Below are 13,181 nucleotides of genomic sequence, written 5' to 3'. Positions count from 1 at the left end.
ACCAGCTTCGGACGGGGACAATCTTGCAACATATATTGACCAAACCCTGATCAGATATTTCCTGTTCGGGGTCTGTTCAACAACTGTACAGCACCTGTTCAATATCTGTTGCTTGTCCGAAGCAGGTACGAACCTCGTCCGAAGCAGGTCCGAATCTTACCGCGAACCTTATCTGAGGTGAATGTGCCACCCCCACCAAGTAATCCAGGTTTTTCGCCGTCACGGCCTTCATATCCGTCACTACCATTTTATCTTCCTACTTATCTTCCAGGTGGCGATGGTGGTGGTGGTGGTGGTGGTGCCGATGTTGCGGAAGCATAAGGCAAAAAAAGAAGCCCTGTCATTTGTATGAACAGGGCTTCAAATTATACTATAAATTTATGGAAACTATTAAAAGTCAAATTTGACCCGTGCACGAATACCCCAGGCTGGTGCATCGACGTGATCAAGATAATTTAGACGTTTTACGTAGTCTACACGTAATATTTTAAAGATGTTGGATAGACCGATACTGGCTTCCATATAAGGTTCTGAACCGAACGTATAGGAGCTTTGTGTGCCATCTGCATTATGCTGCCAAGTGAATACCTTAGATCCATAATTCGGGTCGTCAGGATTGTTTTCTTTACGCAGTCCACCATATACCCCCTTGAAACTAAATACTTCGCGTAATTTAAGCTTTTTGATCAACGGAATCTTATTCAACAGAAAACCGTTCATGTAGTATTGTACATTTATTGACGCATTATGATCACTGACAAATTCAAGGAAGTTCATTAAGTTGTATGAATTTAATTGATAAGCATAGGTCTGATTGGCACGATGGATCGTCAAGAAAGGGAATGGGATCTCTTTCCCTGCAATATAATTCCCTTCTGCGGTCACGTCGGCATAGCCAAATTGACTCAAATAAAAGCGCTTGAATGCACCAACATTAAAGTTGTGGTAATTGTATTCACCCTTCGCTAATCCTTTGATTCCAGCGGTATAATTGAACGTGAAGATCGGATATTGATTGAATATAGGTGTCCGGTAAATCTTTCCTTGATAAAACTCTTCATGTGGAGCATATCTGAAATTTACAGACACTTCGGTCGAGTTCAGTTCATTGAACAGTCTACTTTCATTGTTGGCATCGACCATCTGGTAAGTCAGACTTCCAGCAGGTGTTTGTCTGTTGATATTGAAAGCAGCGCCAATAGCCAGGTGATTTAAAAATTCCTTTTTATACTCTAAGCCATAATTTGTCTCATAGATGTAACGGTCATTATCTCCGCGTTTGAAAGATAACAAGAAGTTGTCTTCCTGAATAAATTCCAGTTTTTGTCCCGGAATCTTCGTATCCTTTTTATAAGAGGCCCTGATGTAGTGCATCGGGAAGGAGTAGACTGATTTGTTGTTGAACGCATAGGTGCCGCTGAAAAAGTATTTCCACTTTTGATCTTTAAAACCATAGGCAGCATAAGTTTCAGCATAGAAACGCTTGCTTAACGATTCTGTCGTACGTCCGCCGACACGTAAACGGAAACCTTCTACGGGATTAAAGCTATAGAATGTATTGACTGGGCCGATTTCAACTGGGCCAGCTTGTTTGTATCCTGACAGCAATAACGCAGCGATATCCATGAACGAACGGAATGAAGGGATCTTTTGTAATGTATCAATATTATGATAGATATTCAGTTCGTTTTGCGCAAGGGCAAGCGGACGTTGTGTTTCAAATAAGGATTTTGTCGCTTTCTTATTTTCGACGTTATAGGCAATAACCGTAGACGGACCATCATAGGTACTGTCAGGTTGCTGGATGCCGACCTTGTAATTATTGTAATCCACTGTTCGGCTTCCGCGTATTCCCATGCCTTTTTCTGTTAAAGAAAAATCAATACCCAGGGTGCTTGTTTTTAGGTAGAAGCGACTTTTGCTGTCTTTCTCAAATTTAAGCTGTATCTGAAGGTCACGTACAAAGTTTAGATTAATGTCATCTGCAACAGTCATATTGGCGCCTTGAACAGCGTAGTTGCCGTCTAAAGTAACGTACAGTTGACCTTTGAATAACATGTCTGCCTTGTTGCGTGGAAAGAAGCTTAATTCGACCAACCAAGGTTGTACAGTCTTAATGGTATCCGTAATATAAAACTTATAAAAAGTAGGTGCGGAGTTTGCAATCGGACTTAAAAACTGATTGGTAACCAATGAAATGTTGTTGTCATAAATATCAACTTGTTCGTACAGTTTATTGAAGTAGGCTGTCAAACCATCGTTGTCAATAAATCTAGGGTCAAATTGTGCCCGTTGGTCACCAATGATATACTGTTTGGTTTTGCTTGGATCTTTACGGTAATATACCTTAGACATTTTTTCTTCAATGAACGCTGGCAAAACATATTTGTTGGCTGTTTTAGCCGAGTCGTCCGTTTCAAAAAGAAATTGATAGTTTTTGAATATTTTTTTATTGACAAATTTCTCCGAAAGATTGCTTAGTCCTAAAGACATCTTCTCGTATTGGTCAAATTCAGCATATTGTTGCCCTGAAAGTCTATTTTTTTCCTTATTCTCGATGACTTTTCGGATCAATGCGACAGCAGGATTATCTTTGTTGCTGTATTTTTTCTTTTTGGCCTTGACGACAACTTCTTCCAGCATGTTGTCCTGTTGATCCATCAGAATTTCTTTTGTTTGCGTGGCATCATTGGTAACAAAAGCATCTTTGCTGTCATACCCAATGTAGCTTGCTCTGATTTTCACATAAGATGTTGGAAAGACAAGTTTGTATTCACCATTTGCATTGGTCGATGTTGTGGTTCCAGCAGAAGCCGGGGCGCCAACAACGGCTACGGTTGCATAGGGTATAGGATTCTTGGTCTTTGCATCTCTAACTGTACCGGTTACGGTTTTGTTTTGGGCAAAAGCCATGGACACCGTTAGCACGAGCGTTATCGAAAAAAAGAGTTTAGTTATGAAGGTTGTTGCGTTTATTTTAGCTCTCATTATATTGCTATAATCTTGAAAATTCAAAATTGTTTTCCTGTTTTTACTTTATTTTTGACTTTATAGGTATTAAAATCAAAAATTCAGTGAACAAAGGAAACAAAAAATTAAGAATAATTAAAATTTTATTGTAATGTAATAAAGGAAAGTAATTGAATTACATTCCCATATAAATAACTGTTTATTAGTTTCTTATGTTAAATTATTGATTTGGGTCAATAAATTTTACATTACATTTTGACTTGGCGATGATTTTCCGTTGCTTTATTTACTGACTTTTGTAACGATATAGTCAGCGCTATCAAAAATCTGGCTCGATTTCGAAGGTCATTTCTTGCTTGGAACGAGGATGAATAAAGGTAATTGAAGCCGCGTGGAGGTGTAATCTATTGGCTTTTCTGCCATAGAGATCATCACCAACGATAGGTGTATTTAGGCCATTTGGATGTACGGCATGCATGCGCAACTGGTGGGTGCGGCCAGTCAAGGGGTAAAACCTGACCCTCGTTTGATTATTCGCTATCGCAATTTTTTCCCATTTTGTCTGCGCTGGTTTGCCATAGGTGTAGCAGACCATTTGCCGGGGTCGATCGTCCAGGTCTACGCGAAGTGGGAGGTCGATCAAACCTGATGAGGCTTCGATAATACCATCCAGTAAAGCAATGTATGTTTTTTTGATGGTATGTTGTATAAATTGATCTTGAATAAATTTATGGGCCTCTTTGTTTTTGGCAACAACCAACAAGCCGGATGTAGACATGTCCAGGCGGTGGATAATAATCGGTCCTGCCTTTGGGTAGCGTTGGAGAATACGGTTGTAGACCGAATCCTTTACATATATTCCCGGTACAGACAGAAATTCAGCCGGTTTGTTGATGATAATAATATCCTCATCTTCATAAATTTGAGGAAGTGCTATATCCAAAGTCGTTTCCTGTTGCATGGGATTGGGATCTACAACTAAGCCTTCGAGCATATACCCTAAAATTGGTTCACATTTTTTGCGGCAGGCAGGGTAATAGTTTTTGTGCCTGCGTATTTCAGATGCAGGTGAGCAGCCCCACCAAAATTCGGCCAAAGCAAGGGGTGTTAACTGGTTTTCATAAGCATATTGCAGCAATTTTGGCGCTGCGCATTCCCCCGATCCGGCAGGCGGTGTTGTGCGGTCAAATTCATCGAATATGCCGACTACATTTTTGTGTTGCCCTTTCGCATTGCGAAAATTATATTGTTCGAAAAGCTGTTTTTGAAGATTTCCCGAGCGCATTTTGCGTTCCTCTTTTAGCGCAGTAATCGTCGATAGCAATTGGTGTAAATGGTTACTTTCTGTCTCCAGGGCCAAATGCATTTCATATTGAAAGCGTTGAAGCTGTTGTTTGTCTTTTAAACTCTGGCTCCGCATGTCTTCCATCAATAATTCATACTCCGCATCCGATAAACTGACCTTCAATTTTGTACGGGTTTCTTTGCGTTCCTTCTTTTGAATTCTCAATTTCGATTTTAGCTCATCGAGTGATTTATCCCATCCGTTTTTTAATAGACCAAGATTACGTTGAGCATTTGCTAGCTCTTCACTTGTTTCAAGATTTTCTATTTTTCGGTTCAGCGCGTTGAGATGCATCTCTTCGTTTAGGAAAAAACTGTTTTCTTCCAACATATCGAAGATGGGGGGTACAAAATGCCGGTGTTTATTGCTCCCGGCCAGTTTTCCCGAAACAGCGGCAAGGTAGCCAAGCTCATTGTGTTGGTTTTTGACAACCAGAACACCGAACATTTTTCCAATAGCGAGTCCCTCCACGGCGGCGTCTAGGCCAAAATTGTGGGACCAATCGTCTTGGGTTTCGATGTAGTGTTGGAGTTCTTGTGCGGCGGTGACGGCAAGGGGGTGCGGTTCATAGCAAAATGGGAAAGTAAATCGTGTCGGAAGTTCAATAGCTGAAATATCCTGTTTGAATTGATGAAAATATGTATTGTTGTCCATTTTGTCCGCAGCGCTCCCTCAAAATAAAGATGTCCGCAAAAATACAACATTATGTACTTTAAATACTAGCTTGATCGATTTTTGTTTAAAATGTTTCGTGCATAAGGAATGGTCTAGGTTTTAGTGCGGTCAACAAAGATCAAGGTCACTGCAGCTTCGGTATTTTCATTTTTTCAGTATAGCAAACTCTTTGTAGCTATACGAAATGCAATTCAGGTTGGGTACAGTGGGTTGAGGTAATTGTTGTGAATTTGAGTGGCTTTTTATTTGGTTTTTACCGCATTTTTGGGTAAATTTAACTAAGCATTTAAAACATATAGTTAACAAAAGAATATACATATGAAAACTTCAATTGGAATTAAAGATGCGGACTTGAAAAAAGTTGCAAAGTTGCTAAATGTGCTGTTGGCAGATGAACACATTATCTACATGAAAACGCGCAACGCGCATTGGAATGTGGAAGGTGCGGATTTTCATGCTGCTCACTTATTTTTGGAATCACAATACGATGAACTAGCTGAAGTGATCGATGAAGTCGCAGAACGTGTACGTACTTTAGGGCATTATGCGGTAGGTACCTTTGATAAATATTTGAAATTGACTCGTTTAACGGAGTCTACTTCAGAAAAAACCGACAGTCAGTCCTATTATAAGGAATTGTTGGCTGACCATGAATCTATAGCGATGTCAATTCGTGCCGATCTTTCCGTAGTTGAAGGAACAGCGGATAATGGTACGGAGGACTTTTTGGTCGGATTATTAGAAAAGCATGAGAAGATGGCTTGGATGCTTCGTGCGCATTTCATTAAGTAGGCTGTAGAAGTTTATCCACAGGTATTGAAAAAAATTCCGTCTATCCCAATAGGCGGGATTTTTTTTTGTGTTTTGTTGTCAGCGCAGGATTAATTTTCTATCTTAAAGAGGAATTAAGCCTTCAGAAACTTTTTAACATATTACAACTATGCTTGAAGACGACAACCTAAATCAAACCACACTAAATGAGGAGGAAAATGATGGTACTTTGGAGAGTATGCATCATGTGAATAATCCGGTATTGGATTTACCTAAAATTGAAAAGAAATACCTTGAAACCATAGTAGCCCACAATCAAAACGATAAGTCCTATTATTTTTCTGACGGCAAAGCCAAGGTAGAAATTAAGATCGTCACGGACGAGATTGTCAGGGTGAGGCTGGCTCCACAAGGAACTTTTTTGGAGGATTTTTCTTATGCCTTGGCCAAGAAAGATCATCGTGTCAGTATACATCAATGCAAGGAAGAGGCTGACCATTATCTGGTTCATACGAATACAATTTCTTGTAAGATCAATAAGAATGACTTTTTGATTTCTTTTGCTGATCGTTCAGGTAAGCTGTTTAACGCTGATTTGGCACCGATGCACTGGGAAGAAAATCCCGATTTTGGAGGTTACTATGTCTATAGCACAAAAGTGGCCTTTGAAAATGAAGCTTTTTATGGACTTGGGGACAAGGCCACTAAATTGAATCTGAGAGGTAAAAGACTTAAAAACTGGAATTCAGATACCTATGCTTTTGCTTACGATCAGGATCCACTTTATAAAACTATTCCGTTTTATATTGGTTTAAAAGATGGTGAAGCGTACGGCATATTCTTTGACAATACTTTTAAAACGTATTTTGATTTCGCTGCGGAAGATCCGGGAAAAACAAGCTTTTGGTCCGAAGGCGGGGAACTGCAGTACTATTATATCCATGGTCCGCATATTATCGATGTTATCCGTCGTTATCATACGTTGACAGGTACGCATTACCTGCCGCCGTTGTGGGCAATTGGTTACCACCAGTGTCGCTGGAGCTATTATCCCGAAGCGAATGTCAGGAAGGTTGCTGAGGAGTTTCGGAAGCGACAGATTCCATGTGATGCTATTTACCTTGATATCGATTACATGGAAGGGTACCGCTGTTTTACCTGGAATAAGCAGTATTTCCCCAATCCTAAAAACATGATCAGCGATTTGGCCAATGATGGTTTTAAAACCGTGGTGATGATCGACCCGGGTATTAAGGTTGATGAGAACTACTGGGTGTTCAGGGAAGGGAAAGAAAATAAATATTTTTGTCGTCGAGGGGACGATTATTTTATGGAAGGATTTGTGTGGCCCGGACGTTGTCAATTTCCTGATTTTACCAATCCGGAGGTTCGCCAATGGTGGGGCACATTATACCAGGGGCTTGTGGAAGATGGTGTTGCCGGCTTCTGGAACGATATGAATGAGCCGGCGGTATTTGGCCGCGGAACATTCCCCGACGATGTACGTCACCAATACGACGGCCATCGGGGTTCACATCGTAAGGCACATAATGTCTATGGCATGCAGATGGTTCGAGCCACCTATGATGGCTTAAAGAAATTGTATAAAAATAAGCGCCCATTTACCATTACCCGAGCGGCTTATGCGGGTACACAACGCTATTCTTCAGTTTGGACCGGCGATAATTTGGCGAGTTGGGAACACCTCAAGTTGGGGACCTTGCAATTACAGCGTCTATCGACTTCGGGGATGTCCTTCTGCGGAACGGATATCGGTGGATTTACGGGCGAACCCGACGGTGAGTTATTTACGCGATGGATGCAATTTGGCGTTTTCTCGCCCTTTATGCGTGTGCATTCTGCCGGCGATACCCGCGATCGCGAGCCCTGGAGTTTTGGGGAGGATTGGGAAAAGATCAATCGGAAATTTATCGAACTCCGGTATAAGTTGTTGCCGTATATCTATACCTGTTTTTGGGAGCAGACCAAGTATGGTTTTCCAATATTACGTCCGATTTCCATGGTCGAGCAGCATATAGCGACCAATTGGCAACGCGAGGAGGAATTCTGTTTTGGGGATAAAATATTGGTGTCCCCGGTATTGCAGCCAGGACAAAAAAGCAAGATTGTCTATCTACCTGAGGGCACTTGGTTCTATTATTTCAATAATGAAATCTACGTGGGCGGTAAGGAACATACCATCGCTACGCCGATTGATGAAATGCCGATTTTCATTCGCGGGGGATCTGTTATCCCTGAATATCCGGTGATGCAATATACTGGTGAAAAGAAAATTGAGGAGCTACAGCTCAATGTTTACTTCGCTGAAGGAGTAACCCGTTCGTATGTGTATTCAGATCATGGCGACACCTTTGCGTATGAACAAGATATCTATCTTGAAAAATGTTTTACGGTTTCAGGGCTCAAAGAATCCTTGTCGATCAAACAAACCAGAGATGGGCTTTTTACGGAGCGATATGAGGAATATAAACTACAGTTGATCGGCCTGCCTTTTCAAGTGAAGAAGGTGAAGACCGATGGTGTTGATACAAAAGTACAAGTAGATGAAAAGGGGCGGTATTGGATTAATGTCGCACGAGAATTTGATAACATATTGATAGAAGGTTAAACATGGCCAATGAAGTAATTCCGCATAGTCTCTTTTCTGAATTTGATGTCGCCTTATTCCAGTCGGGTAAGCACTTCAAATTATACGAAAAGTTCGGTTCGCACGAACTGGAAGTCAACGGTGAAAAAGGCGTTTATTTTGCGGTTTGGGCTCCAAATGCAAAATCCGTCTCCGTAACCGGCAACTTCAATTTTTGGGATAAGGAGCATCACGCGCTCTTTGTGCGCTGGGATGGTAGCGGAATCTGGGAAGGGTTTATTCCGGGGCTTGGCAATGGAGAGACATATAAGTATGTTATCCAGACCTATACAGGTGAGCAACTCGAGAAAGGTGATCCTTTTGCCTTTCGGTGGGAAGTTGCCCCAAAGACTGCTTCCGTTGTTCATTCGACCTGGTACGAGTGGCAGGATAAGCAATGGATGCAGGAGCGTGCTGTTAAAAATAGGCTGGATCAACCCTGGTCGGTCTATGAGGTACATTTAGGGTCCTGGTCGCGGGATCCCGAAAGTCCGGATACTTTGCTCAATTATCGGGAAATAGCCGTGCAGCTCGTTTCTTACGTGAAGGAGATGAATTTCACCCATGTGGAGTTTATGCCCTTAATGGAGCATCCCTATTATCCTTCTTGGGGATATCAGATAACAGGTTATTTTGCGGCGAGTTCGCGTTATGGTTCGGCACAAGATCTTATGTATCTGATTGAGGAGCTGCATGCCGCCGGAATAGGCGTATTGTTGGATTGGGTTCCTTCGCATTTTCCGGGTGATGCACATGGTCTTTATCGTTTTGATGGCACGAGCTTATACGAACATGAAGATCCCAGGAAAGGGTTTCATCCCGATTGGCAATCCTATATTTTTAACTATGGGCGAAATGAAGTGCGTTCTTTTTTGATCAGTAATGCATTTTATTGGTTGGATCGTTTTCATATCGATGGACTTCGGGTAGATGCGGTAGCTTCTATGCTGTATTTGGATTATAGTCGAAATGCAGGCGAGTGGATTCCCAATGAATTTGGAGGAAATGAGAATCTCGAAGCGGTACAATTTTTAAAAGAGCTGAATGAAGCCGTTTACGGACATTTTCCAGATGTGCAGACAATCGCCGAAGAATCTACTTCTTGGCCGAGTGTCAGTCGCCCAACGTATGCTGGTGGATTGGGATTCGGAATGAAATGGATGATGGGCTGGATGCATGATACGTTGGATTACTTTAAAGAGGATCCAGTTAATCGCAGTTATCATCATGATCGACTCACCTTTGCGACAGTATATGCTTTCCATGAAAATTTTATGCTGCCGTTGTCACATGATGAGGTCGTTTACGGAAAGCAGTCCTTAATTTATAAGATGCCAGGCGATGAATGGCAAAAGTTTGCCAACTTGAGAGCTTTGTATCTCTTTATGTATACTTTTTCGGGAACAAAATTGCTGTTTATGGGCGGTGAATTTGGGCAGACTTCGGAGTGGAATGTAAACCAATCGCTTGATTGGCATCTGTTGGAGTTTGCGCCCCATCAGGGTATGAAACAATTTGTAGCCGATCTGAACGCGGTTTATAAAGCTCAACCAAGTCTTTACCAAAAGGCTTTCGATGCTGCAGGTTTCGAATGGATAGATGCAGGTGATCGTGAAAATTCGATTGTGGTCTATTGGCGAAAGGGTTTTGACTCCTGGGATGATACGGTTGTTGTACTTAACTTAACGCCTGTTGTTCGCGAACATTTCCGTATTGGTCTACCTTATGCCGGTGAATGGGAAGTGCTGCTGAATTCGGATGATTTGACCTATTTCGGTTCCGGAATACATAATCTGCATATCCATAGTGAGCACCTGCATTGGATGAACCAAGTACAGTCTGCACAACTTCATTTGCCTCCGCTTGGCGGATATATTCTGAAAAGAAAGAGAGCGGTAGAGGAAGTCAATCCAATTAAACAAGGCGAGCGTATCCCTGTATAAAATCTTGTTATTAAATCTCATGCTGTAAAAGAAGAATGAAAGTATTTCACTTGAGTGTAGAATGTTATCCCGTGGCCAAAGTAGGTGGTCTCGCGGATGTCGTGGGAGCGCTGCCCAAATACCAAACCAAGCTGGGGTGGGAGGCGGCGGTTGTCATGCCCTGGTATGATCGTCCTTTTGTTAGGGATCATGCTTTTAGCCTAGTTCATGAAGGTACTTTTTATCAAGGATCTGAATTGCTGAGCTACGGCGTTTATAAGGAAGATCATCAGGTACTCGGTTTTGAGCTCTACTTGATTAAGATTCCAGGGAAACTCGATCGGCAGGAGGTGTATTGTTATCCCGATGAAGGCGAACAGTTTATCGCTTTTCAACATGCTGTATTGGCTTGGTTTAAGGATAAAGCTATAGTACCTGATATTGTGCATTGCCACGACCATCATGTCGGTTTGATGCCTTTTTTGATGAAGTATAGCAATGACTATAATTTTCTTGCCGATGTTAAAACGGTAGCCACCGTGCACAATGGGCAATATCAGGGCTGGACACATTGGAGCAAAGCCATTCTGTTGCCTGCTTTCGATAGCTGGAAATGGGGATTATTGGATTGGGATGGTTTAATTAACCCGCTTGCGGCCCTAATTAAATGTTGCGATGCTTACACAACGGTCTCTGAAGGCTATCTGGAAGAGCTTTATGTGGAAGCAAATGGCTTACAGCATCTATTTTATGATGAGCGAAATAAATCCATCGGTATTGTCAATGGAATTGACTGGGAAATCTGGGATCCCAAAATTGATTATACCTTGTTCGAAAACTATGATGTTGTACAAGCTTTTTCTGGCAAATTGAAAAATAAGGAGGCTTTAGCGAAGCAGTATAAAATCAATCCAGATCGACCACTGCTTGTTTTTATCGGCCGATTTGCAACAGAAAAAGGAGCGGATTTACTACCGGAGATAATTTTGGATTTGACGGAGAAATATCGCGATAGATTAAGTATATTTATACTGGGTGCCGGAGACCCAGCGATCCAGTCGCGTGTGAAATCGCTCGTCGATGATGGAATTGATAATTTTGATGTGTTCTTTGGTTATGATGAAAATCTTGCCCATTGGCTTTATGCCAGTGCGGATTTTCTTTTAATGCCTTCCCGTGTTGAGCCCTGTGGGCTTAATCAGCTCTATGCGATGAAGTACGGAACATTGCCGATCGTGCATCAGGTGGGGGGATTAAAAGATACGGTAATCGATCTGAAAAATGATGGTTACGGTATAGGTTTTGATAGTTTAACAATCACTGAAATTAGTGCAGCGATTGTTCGGGCTATAAATTTTTACGACAGTAAAAAGCAGTTTGAGGAGAATCAACGTAAAATGATGCAGTTGGATTTTTCTTGGGATAAATCTGCAGCGAAGTATATAAGTCTATATAACCAAATAATGTAATTTGATATGTCACGTCATAATGTAGTAGCTATCGTCTTAGGCGGAGGAAGGGGCTCACGTCTGTATCCATTGACCGATCAACGGTCTAAGCCAGCGGTTCCCATTGCCGGGAAATATCGCTTGGTGGACATTCCCATCTCGAATTGTCTTAATTCGGGTTTTAACAAGATTTTTGTGTTGACACAATTCAATTCTTCGTCACTCAACTCCCACATTAAGAATACCTACAACTTTAGTATTTTTAGTAAGGGCTTTGTTGATATCCTGGCTGCTGAACAGACCAATGATGGCGATAAATGGTTCGAGGGTACGGCAGATGCCGTGCGGCGATCGTTTCGGAAGCTGGCTAGTATTGATTATGACTATGTATTGATTTTATCGGGGGATCAGCTGTATCAAATGGATTTTGATGCCCTGGTTGACTTTCATGTCGAAAACGAAGGCGACCTGACCATCGCGACTATTCCAGTAAACGCCAAAGATGCCACTGGTTTTGGAATACTGAAATCAGATGAAAAGAATCACATTACCTCCTTTATTGAGAAGCCGAATAGTGAGCAGCTGGTGGACTGGAGTTCAGAAGTGAGTGATCATTTAAAGGGTGAGGGTAGGGAATACCTGGCTTCTATGGGTATTTATGTTTTTTCAAAAGGCGTCCTGAAACGTATGCTTGAAGAGAATCGCGGAATGGATTTTGGAAAAGAAATTATTCCCGATGCAATTGATACGAATAGGGTGCTTAGCTATCAATTTGAAGGCTATTGGACAGACATCGGTACCATAGGGTCTTTCTATGAGGCCAACATTGGTTTGACTGATAATATTCCGGCCTTTAATCTGTTTGATAAAAATACGGTTTTCACCCGTCCAAGGATGTTGCCGCCTTCTAAAATTTCGGGTACAACATTAATCAATTCTGTCATTTCGGATGGCTGTATTATCCAAGCAGATAAAATAGACCGTTCCGTCGTGGGCGTTCGTTCGCGGATTGGTACAGGATCTGTGGTGCGCGGTACATATATGATGGGGTCTGATTATTATGAGGATCTCGTCGATATGGAGGATGCAAAGCGGAAAAATATACCTGTGGTTGGCGTTGGAGAACGCTGTTATATTGAGAATGCTATTTTGGATAAAAATTGTCGTATCGGTAACGATGTACGGATCAATGGCGGACCTCATTTGCTGAATGCCAATCATCCCACTTATACCATTTGTGACGGCATTGTTGTTATCAAAAAAAATGCAGTTATTCCAAACGGAACAACAATAGGATTGACAAGCCTATAAAATTTATAGAACAAGGGAGATAATATATTGTTATCATTGCAAGTTATTCTAATGGAAGTATCGCGAAATACGGCTAATCTACAGGCTCAATT

8 protein-coding genes are annotated in these 13,181 nt (G+C 41.7%); 6 read left to right on the top strand and 2 right to left on the bottom strand.

What is annotated here, in order from left to right; genetic code table 11:
- The first annotated feature begins 177 nt into the window (after positions 1-177).
- A complete protein-coding gene (locus GVK91_RS10890; protein ID WP_159728675.1) occupies positions 178-321 on the top strand; it encodes a hypothetical protein in 144 nt (47 codons plus the stop codon).
- A gap of 69 nt (positions 322-390) precedes the next feature.
- Here the strand turns inward: GVK91_RS10890 and GVK91_RS10885 are convergent, their stop codons facing one another.
- Together GVK91_RS10885 and GVK91_RS10880 are read right to left on the bottom strand one after the other, a co-directional pair.
- The gene (locus tag GVK91_RS10885; protein ID WP_227550239.1) at positions 391-2,988 is read right to left on the bottom strand and encodes a DUF5686 and carboxypeptidase-like regulatory domain-containing protein; all 2,598 of its coding nucleotides are present in this window, start codon (positions 2,986-2,988) and stop codon (positions 391-393) included.
- A 301-nt stretch (positions 2,989-3,289) separates the two neighbouring features.
- A complete protein-coding gene (locus GVK91_RS10880; RefSeq protein ID WP_159728673.1) occupies positions 3,290-4,969 on the bottom strand; it encodes an RluA family pseudouridine synthase in 1,680 nt (559 codons plus the stop codon).
- A 339-nt stretch (positions 4,970-5,308) separates the two neighbouring features.
- Between GVK91_RS10880 and GVK91_RS10875 the strand changes: the two genes are divergently transcribed.
- The 5 genes from GVK91_RS10875 (at position 5,309) to GVK91_RS10855 (ending at position 13,089) form a co-directional block, all read left to right on the top strand.
- Positions 5,309-5,782, top strand: a complete 474-nt coding sequence (locus GVK91_RS10875; RefSeq protein WP_153846887.1) for a Dps family protein — start codon at positions 5,309-5,311, stop codon at positions 5,780-5,782.
- A 217-nt stretch (positions 5,783-5,999) separates the two neighbouring features.
- Entirely contained in the window at positions 6,000-8,390 is a 2,391-nt protein-coding gene (locus GVK91_RS10870; protein WP_235032910.1) for a glycoside hydrolase family 31 protein, read from the top strand.
- Positions 8,391-8,392: 2 nt separating this feature from the next.
- A complete protein-coding gene (gene glgB, locus GVK91_RS10865; RefSeq protein WP_159728669.1) occupies positions 8,393-10,351 on the top strand; it encodes a 1,4-alpha-glucan branching protein GlgB in 1,959 nt (652 codons plus the stop codon).
- A 35-nt stretch (positions 10,352-10,386) separates the two neighbouring features.
- Positions 10,387-11,799, top strand: coding sequence for a glycogen synthase (locus GVK91_RS10860; protein WP_159728667.1), 1,413 nt, complete (start codon positions 10,387-10,389; stop codon positions 11,797-11,799).
- A 6-nt stretch (positions 11,800-11,805) separates the two neighbouring features.
- Complete coding sequence (locus GVK91_RS10855; protein WP_075992008.1) at positions 11,806-13,089, top strand: glucose-1-phosphate adenylyltransferase; 1,284 nt, start codon at positions 11,806-11,808, stop codon at positions 13,087-13,089.
- The last annotated feature ends 92 nt before the right edge of the window (positions 13,090-13,181 follow it).

It is taken from the genome of Sphingobacterium sp. 18053, assembly GCF_902706145.1.
GTDB classification, from domain to species: Bacteria; Bacteroidota; Bacteroidia; order Sphingobacteriales; family Sphingobacteriaceae; genus Sphingobacterium; species Sphingobacterium paramultivorum.
Note: the sequence above shows the minus strand (reverse complement) of the source record. Positions and strands in the feature narration are given on the sequence as shown.